The sequence below is a fragment of the Streptomyces sp. WM6372 genome, assembly GCF_001279655.1.
Taxonomy (GTDB): domain Bacteria; phylum Actinomycetota; class Actinomycetes; order Streptomycetales; family Streptomycetaceae; genus Streptomyces.
The window spans coordinates 1-14,958 of record NZ_LGDB01000241.1 but is presented as its reverse complement, the minus strand read 5'-3'; the positions used below and the strand labels follow the sequence as shown (position 1 = coordinate 14,958).

The window sequence follows — 14,958 nt, the reverse complement described above, 5'->3', positions numbered from 1 at the left end:
GGGCGTCGAACGGCCCGCTTCACTCCACCGTCTGGCGGCCCTCCGGGCGTGCGCTGCACGAGCTGCGGAAGGAGCAGTGGTCGCAGTGCTTGCCGGTGGCGGGCGCGAAGCGCTCGTCCAGGACCCGGCCGGCGGCGGTGGCGAGGAGGTCGCCGACCCATTCGCCGTTCAGGGGCTGCTGCGCCTGGATCCTGGGCACCGTCTCGCCGCCGTCCCGCTGGGCGGCGCCCTGGCGCAGCTGGACGAGCTCGGCGCCGCCCGCCTCGGGGCGCACCCCGTCGAAGACCTCGTCGACGGCGCCCTCGCGCACGGCGAGCTGGTACACGGCGAGCTGGGGGTGCCGTGCGACCTCGTCCTTGGTGGGCACGGCCTTGCCGGTCTTGAAGTCGACCACGTACGCGCGCCCCTGGGGGTCCGATTCGACCCTGTCCATGGAACCCCGGATCCGGACGGTGTGGTCACCCGCTTCGAGCGTGACGTCGAACGCGTGCTCCGTGGCCACGGCCGCCCGGCCCCCGCGGTCGGTGGTGTGCCAGCGCAGGAAGCGCTCCAGGGCGGCGCGGGCGTTGTCCTTCTCCTGGCGGGACTTCCAGGGGGCGTCGAAGGCGAGGGCGTCCCAGACGGAGTCGAGGCGCTCCATCAGGACGGCCAGGTCGGCGGGGGTGCGGCCGGAGGCGACCTCGTCGGCGAGGACGTGGACGACGTTGCCGAAGCCCTGCGCGGCGGTGGAGGGGGCGTCGGCCTTGACCTCGCGGCCGAGGAACCACTGGAGGGAGCAGGTGTTGGCGAGCTGGTCCAGGGCGGACCCGGAGAGGGCGACGGGCCGGTCCCGGTCGCGCAGCGGGACGGCCGAGGCGGTGGGCTCGTACAGCCCCCACCAGCGCTGCGGGTGCGCGGCGGGGACCAGCGGGCGGTCGTCCTGATCGGTGAGCGCGGCGAGGCGGGCCAGGCGTCGGGCGGCCTCCTCGCGGAGCGCGGGCGAGGCGTCGGGGTCGACGGTCGTGGCACGCAGTTCGGCGACGAGCGCGGGGACGGCGAGGGGACGGCGGGGGCGGCCGGTGACGTCCTTCGGGGTGACCCCGAGCTCGGTGAGGAAGCGGGAGGGCTGGTCGCCGTCCTCGGCGGGGGCCTTGACGGCGGTGACGACGAGGCGGTCGCGGGCGCGGGTGGCGGCGACGTAGAAGAGGCGGCGCTCCTCGGCGAGGAGCGCACCGGGGGTGAGGGGCTCGGCGAGGCCGTCACGGCCGATGCGGTCGGCTTCGAGGAGGGAGCCGCGGCGGCGCAGGTCGGGCCAGAGCCCTTCCTGTACCCCGGCCACGACGACCAGGGACCACTCCAGGCCCTTGGAGCGGTGGGCGGTCATGAGGCGGACGGCCTCGGAGCGGGTGGCGCGGGTGGTGAGGGTGTCGGCGGCGATGTCCTCGGCTTCGAGCTGTTCGAGGAAGTTGAGGGCGCCGCGGCCGCCGGTGCGGTCCTCGGCGCGGGCGGCGGTGTCGAAGAGCGCGCAGACGGCGTCGAGGTCGCGGTCGGCGTTGCGGCCGCCCGCGCCGCCGCGGCGGGCGCTGCGCTCCAGGCGCTGGGGCCAGGGGGTGCCCTCCCAGAGGGTCCACAGGGCCTCTTCGGCGGTGCCGCCGCCCTGGAGGAGCTCGCGGGCCTTGCGCAGGAGCAGTCCGAGGCGCTGCGCTCCGCGGGCGTACGCGGGGTCGTGGGCGGTGAGCCGTTCGGGCTCGGCGAGGGCGCGGGCGAGCAGGACGTCGGAGGGGGCCGGCACCTTGATGCCGGCGGCCCGCTCCTCGTCGCGCAGGGCCCGCCCGAGCCGCCGCAGGTCGGCGGCGTCCATCCCGCCGAGCGGCGAGGTGAGCAGCGCCAGCGCCGCCTCGACCCCGATCCACCCGGCGTCGACGCCATCGCCTGCGGCGGGCCCGGACCGGGCCTCGTCCGCGGCGTCGTCCGCGGGGCGGGCCGGGCCGGCCGCGGAGTCGGACCCGGGCTCGGTCTCGGTCTCGGGCTCGGCCGCCTCGGGGGCTGCAGTCGCGTCCGCCGGGCCGGCCTCCGCGGCGTCGTCCGCGGGGTCCTCTTCCCCCGCCGGCCCGGCCTCGGCGGCACCCGCCGCGTCAGGCGCCGTGCCGTCGGCGGAACCACCACGCTGCCGCTGCCCGGGCAGGCCGGAGACGCCGGCGGCCTCGCCTCCGAGGCGGGCCGGGCCGGCCGCGGAGTCGGACCCGGGCTCGGACCCGGACCCGGGCTCGGACCCGGGCTCGGACCCGGGCTCGGACCCGGGCTCGGGCTCGGGCTCGGTGGCTGCAGTCGCGTCCGCCGGGCCGGCCTCCGCGGTGGCCTCCGCCGAGGCGTCGGGCCGGCCGGAGCCGTCGGCTGCGGGGAGGGGGGTGGCGGCCGTGCGCAGGGCCGTCAGGAGGGGGGTGATCGCCGGTTCGTGGCGGAGGGGGGTGTCCGTGCCGTCCGTCTCCGCCGGGACCCCCGCCGAGATCAGGGCGCGGCGCATCGCCGGGAGGGTGCGGCCTCCGGAGCGGACCAGGACGGCCATGTCCTGCCACGGCACGCCGTCCTCCAGGTGCGCCCGGCGCAGGATGTCGGCGATGTTGTCCACCTCGGCGCCGGCCGTGGGGTACGTGAACACCTCCACCCCGCCGCCCTCGCGGACCGGGGTCAGGGAGCGGTGGGCGCGGACCGCCGCCGACGGCAGGCGCGGGACCGGCATGCGGGTGGTCAGGAGGCGGGTTGCCGCCAGGAGGTTCGCGGCCGAGCGGCGGCCCACCGTCAGGGCGTGGACGGCAGCGCCGGGGAAAGAGCCCTGGAAGTCCAGGATGTTGTTGATGTCGGCGCCGCGGAAGGCGTAGATCGACTGGTCCGGGTCGCCGAAGGCGATCAGCGTGCCCGCCGGGCCGGCCAGGGACCGCAGCAGCCGCAGCTGGGAGGCGTCCGTGTCCTGGTACTCGTCCACGTAGATCACGTCGTAGGACCCGGCGAGCGACGGAGTGCGTTCCGCCAGGAGGACGGCCCGGTGTACGAGCTCCGCGTAGTCCAGCGTGCCCTGCATGTCCAGGACGTCCAGGTACTCCGACAGGAACGCGGCCGCGGCCTTCCAGTCCGGGCGGCCCAGCCGCGTCGCGAACGCGTCCAGCGCCGCCGGGCCGAGGCCCAGCTCGCGGGCGCGGGCGAGCACCGCGCGGACCTCGTCCGCGAAGCCGCGCGTGGTCAGCGCGGCCCGCAGGTCGTCCGGCCAGCGGATGGAGCGGATCTGCCGCTGCCCGTCCAGCAGGGTGCGGACCATCACGTCCTGCTCCGGGCCCGACAGCAGCCGCAGCGGATCCGCGAACAGGTCGGTGTCCTGCTGGGCGCGGACCAGTCCGTAGCAGAAGGAGTGGAAGGTGGTGGCCTGCGGGGCCCGCGCCCCGCCGAGCCGCAGGGCGGCCCGGTCGCGCAGTTCCACCGCCGCCTTGCGGCTGAAGGTGAGGATCAGGATCCGGTCCGGGTCCACCCCGGCTTCGACCCGGGCCGCGGCCGCCTCGACCAGCGTGGTCGTCTTCCCGGTACCCGGTCCGGCCAGGACGAGAAGCGGGCCGTCGGTGTGGTCAACCACCGCCTGCTGCGCTGCGTCCAGAACAGGGGGATCCACCCGTTCCTGCCCGGTGCGCACGAGGCGGTACGCGTCAGGGGTCCGCGTACGCCGCCGCTCGGTGCGGTCGGATGGAGAGGTGATCACGTGGGGTGCCGGTCCTGGTGGGTCTGCGGATGCTGCGGTTCCTGCGGTTCCTGCCGTTGCTTCGGGTGCTGCGGGCGGCGCGGTCGCCGCCGCGCCCGGCGGAGCCGAAGAGGCAACGCTACGGCAACCGCCGGGTCCCGCGCAGTTCCCCGAGGTGGGGACGGAGGGGCCGCCGACCGTCGCCCGTACGGGCGCTCGACCGCCCGCCCCGGCCCCGCATGGCCGAAGCTGTCAGATGTGACCCTCGTCCCGTGCGGCGCTCTGCTCCCGGCCGTCCCAGCGCGCCCGCGGCATGTTCAGCCGGGCCTCTCCGCCGGCGGTCAGCCGCAGCGGGGTGGCCTCCGTGCGGTAGTGCTCCAGGGCCCGGACCTCGCTGCCGGGCAGCGGCCGGCCGTCCGCCCGGACCACGCGCCACCAGGGCACCGCTCCCCCGTACAGGGCCATCACGCGCCCGACTTGGCGCGGTCCGCCCTCACCGAGCCATTCGGCGACGTCCCCGTACGTCATCACCCGGCCGGGCGGAATCCGCTCGGCCGCCTCCAGCACCCGCTCCGCGTACGCGGGCAGCTCTTCGCTCATTCCGCCCATGGTGCCGTACATCACGGACCGGTTCCCGGAAGGTTTCCTTCCGTACCGGCGCGCACCCTGATGCCCCGCCCGTACGTCGGTCCGTGCCACCATCTTCCGGGCGGTGACTGGTGATACGTGATCAAGAAGAGACGGAAGTGACGACGAAGGAGCAGGGTGTGAGCCCTCCGGACGGCGCGGCTGAGGACGACAGCACGCGCCCAGACCCGCACCCCGGGTCCGGGAAGCTCCCCGACGAGCCCCCCGGCCGGGGTACGCCCGCGCCGGGAACCGGGACCGGCCCCGGAGGCACACCCGCGCCCGAGGCCGAGCCCGAGGCCAAGTCCGAGCCCGAGCCCGAGCCCGAGGCCGGTGTCACGCGCGAACCCCGGGCCCGGGCCAAGGCCGGGAAGGCGCCCGCGCCCGCGGCCGACGCCGACGGGCCGCACGGGCGCGCCTCCGCGTCCGCCGAGCAGGTCGAGGTCGACGAGCCGCTGCTCGCCGCCCGCGTCCACCGCCCCTCCGACCTCGTACGCCTCCTCGTCGGCGTCCTCGGCATCGCCGTCGTCCTCGGCATCGCCGCCTTCGCGCACCGCACCACCGCCGGCCTCGAAGCCGACATCAGCCAGGGCACCGGCGCCGCCCCCGATCTGCTGATCAAGGTCGCCGGGCTGGTGTCCAGCATCGCCGTGCTGCTCGTACCCGTGGCCTTCGCCATCGAGCGGCTGATCAAGCGGGACGGGCTGCGCATCGCCGACGGCGTGCTCGCCGCCGTCCTCGCGCACGGCGTGACCCTCGCCACCGACCTGTGGGTCTCCCAGGCCGCGTCCGACACCATCCAGGACGCCCTCACCCGTCCCACCAGCATCGGCGGCCCCATCACCGACCCGGTGCACGGCTACCTCGCGCCCGTCATCGCGTACATGACCGCCGTCGGCATGACCCGCAGGCCTCGCTGGCGCGTCGCGCTGTGGGTGGTGCTGCTGCTCGACGCCTTCGCGATGCTGGTCAGCGGGTACACCACCCCCTTCTCGATCATCCTGACCGTGCTGATCGGCTGGAGCGTCGCGTACGGGACCCTGTACGCCGTCGGCTCGCCGAACGTCCGCCCCACCGGGCAGACCCTGCTGGCCGGCCTGCGCCGGGTCGGCTTCAAGCCGGTCAGCGCCATGCGCGCGGAGCTTCCGGACGGGGCCGACGCCTCGGAGGTCAGCGACCGGGGCCGGCGCTACCACGTCACGCTGGAGGACGGCCCGCCGCTCGACGTCACCGTCGTCGACCGCGAGCAGCAGGCGCACGGGTTCTTCTACCGGGTGTGGCGCCGGCTCACCTTGCGCGGCATCACGACGCGGCGCAGCCTCCAGTCGCTGCGCCAGGCGCTGGAGCAGGAGGCGCTCCTCGCGTACGCGGCGATCGCGGCCGGGGCCAACGCACCGAAGCTGATCGCCACCTCCGAGCTCGGCCCGGACGCCGTGATGCTCGTGTACGAGCACCTGGACGGCCGGCCCCTCGACGCGCTCGCCGACGAGGAGATCACCGACGACCTGACCCACAACACGTGGAAGCAGGTACGGGCCCTCCAGTCGCGGCGGATCGCCCACCGGCGGCTGACCGGCGACGCGCTCGTGGTGGATCGTTCCGGCAATGTCGTCCTCACCGACCTGCGCGGCGGCGAGATCGCGGCCGGGGACCTGGTGCTCCGGATGGACATCGCGCAGCTGCTGACCACGCTCGGGCTGCGGGTCGGCGCGGAGCGCGCGGTGGCGTCGGCGGTGTCGGTGCTCGGCCCGGACGCGGTGGCGGACTGTCTGCCGCTGCTCCAGCCGATCGCGCTGAGCCGCTCCACGCGGGCGACGCTGCGCAGGCTGGCGCGGGAGCGGGCCGACCGGCAGCGGGAGGCCGTACTGGAGTCCTCGCGGGTGGCGAAGGCGGCGCGCGAGGCGGGGGCCAAGTCGGCGGGGGCCAAGTCGGCGGCGACCACGGCCGCGGACCGGAAGGCCGAGAAGAAGGCACTGGACGACGCCCTCGACGGGGCCCGCGAGGAGGATCTGCTGAGCCAGATCCGCCGGCAGGTGCTGCTGATCCGCCCGCAGGCGCCGGTGGAGCCGGCCCGGCTGGAGAGGATCCGGCCGCGCACGCTGGTGTCGTTCATCGCGGGAGCGTTCGGTGCGTACTTCCTGCTCACGCAGCTGGCGCACGTGGACTTCGCGACGGTCGTCGGCGAGGCGCAGTGGGGCTGGGTGGGGGCGGCGCTGGCCTTCTCGGCGCTCACCTACTTCGCGGCGGCGATGAGCCTGCTGGGGTTCGTGCCGGAGCGGGTGTCGTTCCTGCGGACGGTGGTCGCGCAGGTGGCGGGGTCATTCGTGAAGCTGGTGGCGCCGGCGGCGGTCGGCGGTGTCGCGCTGAACACGCGGTTCCTCCAGCGGGCCGGGATCCGGCCGGGGCTGGCGGTGGCGAGCGTGGGTGCCTCGCAGCTGTTCGGTCTGGCGAGCCACATCCTGCTGCTGCTGGCCTTCGGCTACCTGACGGGCACCGAGAAGACCCCGGAGATGACGCCGTCCCGGACGGTCATCGCGGGTCTGCTGACGGTGGCGGTGCTGGTGCTGGTGGTGACGGCGGTGCCGTTCTTGCGGAAGTTCGTGGCGACGCGGGTGCGGGCGCTGTTCGCGGGTGTGGTGCCGCGCATGCTGGACGTGCTCCAGCGGCCGCAGAAGCTGATGACGGGCATCGGCGGCATGCTGCTGCTGACCGGCTGCTTCGTGATGTGCCTGGACGCGTCGATCCGGGCGTTCGGCGGCGGCCAGGCCATCAGCTACGCGAGCATCGCGGTGGTGTTCCTGGCGGGCAACGCGCTGGGGTCGGCGGCGCCGACGCCGGGCGGCATCGGCGCGGTGGAGACGACGCTGACGCTGGGGCTGATCGCGGCGGGTCTGGAGAAGGAGGTCGCCATCTCGGCGGTGCTGCTGTTCCGCCTGATGACGTTCTGGCTGCCGGTGCTGCCGGGCTGGCTGTCCTTCAACTACCTGACCCGGAAAGAGGCCATCTAGGCGGCGCCCGGGCCCGCCCGACGCCGGTCCGACGTCCGTCCGGGCCTGCCCGGCACCCGCCTGGGCCCGTCAGCGGCCCGTCAGCCTCCGAAGAGCGGTACCACCGTCGCCAGGAGGGCCGCCGAGCAGGCGATCTCGATCGCGCCCACCACCGGGGGCTTCGGGGCGTAGCCCGGGAGGGCGACCACTCGGGCCAGGCAGGCCGCGAACGGGATCGCCGGCCAGGGCGACAGGCGGGCGGCCACGGCCGGGGCCACCGCGTGGCAGGCCGCCGAACCCCGGCGGTACGCCCGCGAGTTCCCCTCCCGGATCATCGTCTTCACGTACGACACCGTGCCCGCGAAGTACGTGTTCCGAGCCGTCGGCGTGCCCGGCGTCGAGGTTCGGCTGACCGCGCTCCGCTGGTACCCGCCCCGGCCGGAAACCAGGCGGCGCGGCCCACTGGCCAAAGTCACCCTCGTCGGCAGCGGAGCGGGGCGGATCGGCCTCAGGGAACTGCTCGTCAGCGTTCCCGGCGGCTGAAGCCGCCAGGTCGTCCCTGACCACGCCGGGCGCCCCCGAATGGGTCAGCGCGGGGGCGGGGGGTGTCGGGGGCACGCAGGATGGGGGCATGGCCAAGAACGTCGTGCGGGGTGCCGTTGCCGTTGTCGTTGCTCTCGGGCTGGCCGGGGTCAGCGGGTGTTCCGACAGCGGCGAGGGCAAGCCCGAGGCCGGCGGGACCCCGGGGGCCGCGCCGCTGAAGTGGGGGGAGTGCGAGGCCCCCGATGTCGCCGAGGGCGGGGGGCAGGCACCGCCCAAGGACTGGGAGTGCGCCACGCTCCACGTGCCCCTCGACTACGCCAAGCCCGAGGGCGAGACGATTCCGCTCGCGCTGATCCGGGCCAAGGCCCGGGACAAGAGCAAGCGGCTCGGGTCGCTCGTGTTCAACTTCGGCGGCCCCGGCGGGTCCGGGATCAGTACGCTGCCCGGCGCCGCCAAGGAGTACGAGGCCCTGCGGGCGCGGTACGACCTCGTGAGCTTCGACCCGCGCGGCGTGGGGCGCAGCGCCCCCGTCCTGTGCGAGGACGACAAGCAGCTCGACGCCTATTACGCGCAGGATTCCTCGCCCGAGACGCCTCCGGAGGAAAAGGCCTTCGTGGGGAACCTGGAGAAGTACCAGAAGGCCTGCAAGGACAAGTCCGGGCACCTGCTTCCCTACGTCGGCACCGAGAACGCCGCCCGCGACCTCGACCGGATCCGCCAGGCCCTCGGCGACGAGAAGCTGAACTACTTCGGGATCTCCTACGGCACGGAGCTCGGCGGGGTCTACGCCCACCTCTTCCCCAAGAACGTCGGCCGGGCCGTCTTCGACGCCGTCGTCGATCCGACCCAGAACTCCGAGGAGGGCGCGCTCGGCCAGGCCAAGGGGTTCCAGCTCGCCCTCGGCAACTTCGCGCAGGACTGCGTGAACCGCGGCGACGAGTGCCGGCTCCAGGGCAGCACCGCCAAGGAGATCGAGGACAACATCATCAAGCTCCAGAAGAGCCTGGCCGACAAGCCCATCCCCGGCATCGGCGGCCGGATGCTCACCGACTCCGCCGCCACCAACGGCATCGCCCAGGCCCTGTACTCCCAGGAGCTGTGGCCGCTGCTGGAGCAGGGGCTCGACGAGGCCGAGGGCGGGCAGGGCCAGCTGCTGATGGCACTCTCCGACGCGCTCAACGGCCGCGACCAGCAAGGGCATTACAGCAACATCGGCGCGGCCAACACGGCGATCAACTGCGCCGACTCCAAGGGCCGGTACACGCTGGAGCAGACGAAGGCGAAGCTGCCCGCCTTCCGCGCGGCCTCCCCCGTCTTCGGGGACTTCCTCGGCTGGGCCATGATGAGCTGCACCGACTGGCCCGTCCCGGGCGCCTGGGAGACCCCGGACGTCTCCGCCCCCGGCTCCGCGCCCATCCTGGTGATCGGCAACACCGGTGACCCCGCCACCCCGTACGAGGGCGCCCGCAAGATGGTGGAGCGGCTCGGTCCCGGCGTCGGCGTGGAGCTCACGTACAAGGGCGAGGGGCACGGCGCCTACAACAGCGGCGACAAGTGCGTGCAGGCCGCGGTGAACAGCTACCTGCTGGACGGGAAGGTGCCCCCCGCCGACACCGTCTGCACCAAGGCGTCACCACGTGAGGAGACCCCCACCCCGGCCGCGGGGTGAGGGCCTCCTGGACTGCTCTGGCCTGGTGGACTGCTCCGGCCTGGTGGACTGCTCCGGCCTAGTAGACCGGCTTCTCGGGCTCAATCTGGTGGACCCAGCCGATCACGCCGCCGCCCACGTGCACCGCGTCCGCGAAGCCCGCGGACTTCAGGACCGCGAGGACTTCCGCACTGCGGACACCCGTCTTGCAGTGCAAGACGATGCGCTTGTCCTGCGGGAGGTCCTGGAGGGCGGTGCCCATCAGGAACTCGCCCTTGGGGATCAGCTTCGCGCCGGGGATCGAGACGATCTCGTACTCGTTCTTCTCACGGACGTCGATGATCTCGATCGGCTCGTCGTTGTCGATCCACTCCTTGAGCTGCTTCGGAGTGATCGTGGAGCCGAGCGCCGCCTCCTGGGCCTCCTCCGACACGACGCCGCAGAAGGCCTCGTAGTCGATGAGCTCGGTGACCGTCGCGTTCGGACCGCAGACCGCGCAGTCGGGGTCCTTGCGGACCTTGACCTGTCGGTACTGCATCTCCAGGGCGTCGTAGATCATCAGGCGGCCGACGAGCGGCTCGCCGACGCCCGTGAGGACCTTGATGGCCTCCGTCACCTGGATGGACCCGATGGACGCGCAGAGCACGCCCAGCACGCCGCCCTCGGCGCAGCTCGGGACCATGCCCGGCGGCGGGGGCTCCGGGTACAGGCAGCGGTAGCACGGACCGTGCTCGGACCAGAACACCGAGGCCTGGCCGTCGAAGCGGTAGATCGAGCCCCACACGTACGGCTTGTTCAGCAGCACGCAGGCGTCGTTGACGAGGTAGCGCGTGGCGAAGTTGTCCGTGCCGTCGACGATGAGGTCGTACTGGCTGAAGATCTCCATCACGTTCTCGGCTTCGAGCCGCTCTTCGTGAAGGACCACGTTCACGTACGGGTTGATGCCCAGCACGCTGTCGCGCGCGGACTCGGCCTTGGAGCGGCCGATGTCCGACTGGCTGTGGATGATCTGGCGCTGGAGGTTCGACTCGTCGACCTCGTCGAACTCCACGATGCCCAGCGTGCCGACGCCGGCCGCGGCCAGGTACATGAGGGCGGGGGAGCCGAGGCCGCCCGCGCCCACGGCCAGCACCTTGGCGTTCTTCAGGCGCTTCTGGCCGTCCATCCCGACGTCCGGGATGATCAGGTGGCGGGAGTACCGACGGACCTCGTCAACGGTGAGCTCAGCGGCTGGCTCGACCAGGGGTGGCAGCGACACGGGGACTCCGTAGATGGTTAAGTCTTAACGGTGGTTCTTCCCGTAACACTGCCACGCCCTTCTTCATTCCGAGACACCCGGTCCGATCCGCGAGACGATTTCGTCCCAGTACGCGGGCAGCGAGGCCCACGGATCGCTGCCTCCGGCCCCGCCCCGGTCGGTGAACCAGATCGTGCCGGCGCCCTGCCATCGGGCGATCCGGACGGCCTCCTCCAGATGCGTCTGCGGCACCCCGTGGACCAGGTGACAGAAGCGCTCGGGCGGGTGCTCGGCGGTCCACTCCGCCACCTGCGACCACCGGTAGTCCGCCCACGCCCCGGAGAAGGTGACCAGCTGGTCGGCGGCCTCCGCGTAGCCCTCGTACGGGTGCGTGCCGTGTCCCAGCACGATGCGGAGGTCCTCGCCGAGGCCGCGCAGGGCGTCGGTGACCCGGCGCACGGCGGCCAGTTCGGCCCGGTCCGCCGGAACGCCGGCCAGGTAGAAACCGCCGACCCGGTACCAGTCGAGGAAGCGGTGGGCGTCGGAGACCAGCTCGCCGAACGAGCGGGAACCGTCTCGCATCGCGAGATGGCCGAGGACGGTCCCGCCGGCCTCCCGGAGCTTGCCCGCGGCCTCCGTGCAGTGCGGATCGGGCCGGCCGCCGGGCCCGTCCGTGACGTTGAGCACCGTCCAGTGCAGCGGGGTCCCGGGCCGGGTCAGCTCGGCCCACTCGACCGGCGCGAGCAGCGGGTGCGCGTACCCGGGGACGCCGAGGCCGAGGCGGCCCGCCTCGGTCGCGGCGGCCGCCGTGGCCGCGGTCGTCAGATGCGGCACGCCGCCTCCATCCAGATGTCCGCGAGGGATTCCTCCAGGCCGATCCGGGGCCGCCAGCCCAGCCGGTCCCGGGCCGTGCGCACGTCGGCCTGCTGCCAGGCGCCGCAGCCGTCGGGGTACGGGTACGGGGGCGTCACCGCACCGGCGGCGAGCTGCTCGGCCGTCGCCTCGGAGCGCGGGGAGCCGATGGCGGCGAGCCCCGGCGGCCGGCCGCCGCCTTGGTGGCCGTGGACGAGCCCCGGCCCGTGACCCGGTCCGTGGCCGTGCCCAGGGCCGTGGCCCGGCCCGTGCTGGCCCTGCTGCGGTACGTCCAGCTCGTGCAGGGCGCCTCCGTACCCGGCGACCCGGGCCAGTACCGCCGCCGCGTCCCGCAGCCGGACCGCGCGCCCGGTGCCGATGTTGACGACGCCCTGGGCGGCGGAGAGGGAGGCGGCGTGCACGGCCCGCGCGACGTCCCGTACGTCCACGAAGTCGCGCTGCACGCCGAGACCGCTGAGCTTGAGCTCGCCGTCCCCGTTCTGCATCGCGCGGCGCATGGCCTCGGCCAGCCGGCCGAGCGGGGAGCCGGCGGGGGTGCCGGGCCCGACGGGCGAGAAGATCCGCAGGACGACCGCGTCGAGACCCGACCCGAGCACCAGCTCGGTGGCGGCCAGCTTGCTGACGCCGTACGGTCCGCCCGGTCTCGGCACGGCGTCCTCGGCCGTGGACGATCCGGGCTGGCTGGGCCCGTACTCGGCGGCGCAGCCCAGCTGGACGAGACGGGCCCCGCAGCCACTGCGCCGCAGGGACTCGCAGATGGTGGCCACGGCGACGGTGTTGTGCCGGGTCAGTTCCCGGGCCCCGCCGCGGGTGGCCCCGGCGCAGTTGATGACGACGCCGGGGTGGACAGCGTCGAGGAACCGGGTGAGGGCGCCCGGGCTGCCGGTGGCGAGGTCGAAGCGGACGTCCGCGTCGTCGCCGCGGCCGAGCGCGGTGAGCTGCACGGCGGGGTCGGCGAGCAGCCGGTCGGCGACGTAGCGGCCGAGGTATCCGTTGGCTCCGATCAGCAACACCCTCATCGCGCGTCCCCTTGGTTGGTTGGCTGGCCGGTCATCCTGTGTCTCCTTGGTCGATGGGCGGGGTCGGGGGTAGGGGTGGGTAGGGGTACGGCTCCGAAGAGCTGCGGCGGGAAGGGGCGGGGCGGCCGGGCTCAGGGCCGGGCGTGCGCGGACGCCCGGGACAGCGCGAGGACGGCGTGTACGAGGAGCCCCGCCCCTGCGGCGGGCACCGCCAGCGGGATCGGGACCAGGGCGAGGGCCAGGGCGGCGGCCACGGGCCCGCGCGGAGCCCCGTGCCCGAGCAGCAGGCGGGTCAGGAACAGCAGCACGGCGAGCGGTACGGCGCCGGCGAGGGGGGTCCCGGCGAGCGCGGCCGCTCCCGCGGCGGCCGCACCGAAGACCAGGACGGCCGCGACGAGCAGCGGCCGGGCCCGGTCGGCGAAGTCCTCCAGGGCCCGGCTCCCGGCGAGCCGGCTCCGGGCGCGGGCGGCGAACACGGTGCCGACCAGGTGCCCCGGGGCCGCGGCCAGTGCCAGGCCGACCCCGAGCGGGACGCCGGCGCGGTACACCGCCCAGCCGACGGCGGCCGCGGCGAGCAGCAGCACGGCGTACGGGAACCGCCCCGCGGCGGCCCGCCCGGGCCTGGCGGGCCACACCAGGGCGGCGACGGTGACGAGCACGGCGACGGGCCCGGCGAACGGCACCCCGGCGGAGCTCGCCCCGAGCGCGAGCGCCCCGGGGAGCAGGGCGTACCCGAAGCCCCGTAACGCCCGGGCGTCGGAGGGCGGGACGGCGGAGGGCGCGGCCGGCTCGTCCCCGCGCGGGGTGCGGGCGTACAGCTCCTCGGCGAGCGAGAACACGTCCCGGTGCCGGAAGCGCGCGGCGGTGCGGTCGGTGATGCCCTGCGCCTCCAGCCCGGCGGCGATCTCCAGCGGGTCCACGGCGCGCTCGCAGAGCGCCCGGTGGCGGTGCAGCAGCGTCTTGACGGGATCCCCGGCGGACCTGCGGCGGGGGGCCGAGGCGACGGGGGCGGCTTCGTCCAGGGTCATACGGTCGCCTCCGTGGCCGTGGTGGTGGTCGTGCTCGGGTGCTGCGCGCCCGGAGCCACCGCGGTCGCGGCCTGCGCGCCAGGCGCCATCGCGGTAACGGCCGCGCCCGGAGCCATCGCGGTGACGGCCCGCGCACCAGGGGCCACCGCGGTGACGGCCTGCGCTCCCGGGGCCATCGCGGTGGCGGCCGCGCCGGGAGCCACCGCGGTCGCGGCCTGCGCGCCAGGGGCCTGTCCACCCGGGGCCGTCTCGGTCCCGGACCGCGCTCCCGGGGCCGTCGCGCCCGGGGCCGTCGCGCCCGCTGTCCGCGCCGAAGCGGAACCCGCGTCCCGGCCCGGGGCAGCCGCCCGGTCCACCCCGGCACCCGCCCACGTCGGGCTCGTCCAGTGCCCCGGAACCCGGGCCTCCAGGGGCTGTTCGAAGGGGATCCCGCCCTCCGCCCGGGCCGGTCCGTGGGCCAGCAGCTGGAGGTAGATGTCCCGGAAGGCGGCCACGTTCTGCTCGACGGTGAACAGCTCCAGGGCCCGCGCCCGGGCGGCCGCGCCGAGCCGCTGGGCCCGCTCGGGGTCGCGCAGCAGCGACAGGCAGGCGTCGGCCAGCGCCCGCGGGTTGCGCGGCGGGACGACCAGGCCCGTCCCGCCGATGACCTCGCAGACGGCGCCGACGTCGGTGGAGACGGTGGCGCGGCCGCAGAGCATCGCCTCGGCCAGCGTGATCGGGAAGCCCTCGATCACCGAGGACAGCACGACCACCCGTCCGGAGCCGTACGCGTGGGCCGGCGAAGGGGCCTCGGGTCCGCCGATCTCCTCGAAGGTGACGGGGTTCTCCCCGACCGTGACGGCGTCGGCGGCCTCGTCGGGGAAGAGCTGCGCGGCGAGCGAGCGGCAGTCGGCGAGGTAGCCGGGGACCACGGCGGTCGCGAAGATCCGCAGCCGGGTGCCCGGCGCGGCCCGGCGCACCTCGGCGAAGGCGTGCAGCAGGGCGATCAGGTCCTTGGCCGGCTCTATCCGGCCCACCCAGACCAGGGTGTCGGGGTCCCCGCAGTCCGGGTCCTCGCCGACGGTGGCGAATCGGTCCGCCTCCATCCCCGGGTACACCGTCCGCAGCCGGTCGCGGGTGGCGCCGCAGCGCTCCTGCCAGCGGCGGGCGTGCGCGTTGCCGGGGGTGAGGAGGTCGGCCCTGGCGTAGATCTCGGCGGCCAGCCGCATGTGGAAAGCCGAGAGCAGGGCCCGTACGGCGGGCCGCGGCGCGGTTCCCCGCCCGCCCCGCCCACCAGCCCCACCGGTCCCACCG

The 14,958-nt window shown here is 74.9% G+C and carries 11 protein-coding genes; 3 read left to right on the top strand and 8 right to left on the bottom strand.

What is annotated here, in order from left to right; genetic code table 11:
- Positions 1-19: 19 nt before the first annotated feature.
- Together ADK52_RS36490 and ADK52_RS44880 are read right to left on the bottom strand one after the other, a co-directional pair.
- Positions 20-3,658 (bottom strand): ATP-dependent helicase, encoded by a 3,639-nt coding sequence (locus tag ADK52_RS36490; RefSeq protein ID WP_420715003.1) that lies wholly within the window; start codon positions 3,656-3,658, stop codon positions 20-22.
- A gap of 297 nt (positions 3,659-3,955) precedes the next feature.
- On the bottom strand, positions 3,956-4,312 hold the full coding sequence (locus ADK52_RS44880; RefSeq protein WP_053694145.1) for an MGMT family protein: 357 nt from the start codon (positions 4,310-4,312) through the stop codon (positions 3,956-3,958).
- 110 nt (positions 4,313-4,422) lie between these two features.
- Between ADK52_RS44880 and ADK52_RS36480 the strand changes: the two genes are divergently transcribed.
- Positions 4,423-7,338 (top strand): lysylphosphatidylglycerol synthase domain-containing protein, encoded by a 2,916-nt coding sequence (locus ADK52_RS36480; protein WP_078988876.1) that lies wholly within the window; start codon positions 4,423-4,425, stop codon positions 7,336-7,338.
- An 80-nt stretch (positions 7,339-7,418) separates the two neighbouring features.
- On the opposite strand, the gene ADK52_RS36475 is transcribed toward ADK52_RS36480, so the two are convergent.
- The gene (locus ADK52_RS36475; protein ID WP_159046113.1) at positions 7,419-7,661 is read right to left on the bottom strand and encodes a hypothetical protein; all 243 of its coding nucleotides are present in this window, start codon (positions 7,659-7,661) and stop codon (positions 7,419-7,421) included.
- Positions 7,662-7,671: 10 nt separating this feature from the next.
- On the opposite strand from ADK52_RS36475, the gene ADK52_RS36470 reads away from it, so the two are divergent.
- Together ADK52_RS36470 and ADK52_RS36465 are read left to right on the top strand one after the other, a co-directional pair.
- Positions 7,672-7,860, top strand: a complete 189-nt coding sequence (locus ADK52_RS36470) for a hypothetical protein (protein WP_053694134.1) — start codon at positions 7,672-7,674, stop codon at positions 7,858-7,860.
- 88 nt (positions 7,861-7,948) lie between these two features.
- On the top strand, positions 7,949-9,529 hold the full coding sequence (locus ADK52_RS36465; RefSeq protein ID WP_053694133.1) for an alpha/beta hydrolase: 1,581 nt from the start codon (positions 7,949-7,951) through the stop codon (positions 9,527-9,529).
- 58 nt (positions 9,530-9,587) lie between these two features.
- On the opposite strand, the gene moeZ is transcribed toward ADK52_RS36465, so the two are convergent.
- The 5 genes from moeZ to ADK52_RS36440 form a co-directional block, all read right to left on the bottom strand.
- Positions 9,588-10,766 (bottom strand): adenylyltransferase/sulfurtransferase MoeZ, encoded by a 1,179-nt coding sequence (gene moeZ, locus ADK52_RS36460; protein ID WP_030153487.1) that lies wholly within the window; start codon positions 10,764-10,766, stop codon positions 9,588-9,590.
- Positions 10,767-10,829: 63 nt separating this feature from the next.
- Positions 10,830-11,579 (bottom strand): spherulation-specific family 4 protein, encoded by a 750-nt coding sequence (locus tag ADK52_RS36455; RefSeq protein WP_053694132.1) that lies wholly within the window; start codon positions 11,577-11,579, stop codon positions 10,830-10,832.
- Positions 11,567-12,637: an NAD-dependent epimerase/dehydratase family protein gene (locus tag ADK52_RS36450; protein ID WP_053694131.1), complete on the bottom strand. Its 1,071-nt coding sequence runs from the start codon at positions 12,635-12,637 to the stop codon at positions 11,567-11,569. Before ADK52_RS36450 ends, ADK52_RS36455 begins: the two co-directional genes overlap by 13 nt.
- A 131-nt stretch (positions 12,638-12,768) precedes the next feature.
- Positions 12,769-13,665, bottom strand: coding sequence for a hypothetical protein (locus ADK52_RS36445; RefSeq protein WP_053694130.1), 897 nt, complete (start codon positions 13,663-13,665; stop codon positions 12,769-12,771).
- On the bottom strand, positions 13,662-14,958 hold a 1,297-nt coding region (locus tag ADK52_RS36440; protein WP_234344400.1), incomplete at its 5' end, for a glycosyltransferase. The genes ADK52_RS36445 and ADK52_RS36440, both read right to left, overlap by 4 nt.

Bases quoted from the DNA above. Each gene is read 5' to 3' on its own strand.
- ADK52_RS44880 (WP_053694145.1), bottom strand. From the start codon at position 4,312: ATGGGCGGAATGAGCGAAGAGCTGCCCGCGTACGCGGAGCGGGTGCTG.
- ADK52_RS36465 (WP_053694133.1), top strand. From the start codon at position 7,949: ATGGCCAAGAACGTCGTGCGGGGTGCCGTTGCCGTTGTCGTTGCTCTC.
- ADK52_RS36450 (WP_053694131.1), bottom strand. From the start codon at position 12,637: ATGAGGGTGTTGCTGATCGGAGCCAACGGATACCTCGGCCGCTACGTC.
- ADK52_RS36445 (WP_053694130.1), bottom strand. From the start codon at position 13,665: ATGACCCTGGACGAAGCCGCCCCCGTCGCCTCGGCCCCCCGCCGCAGG.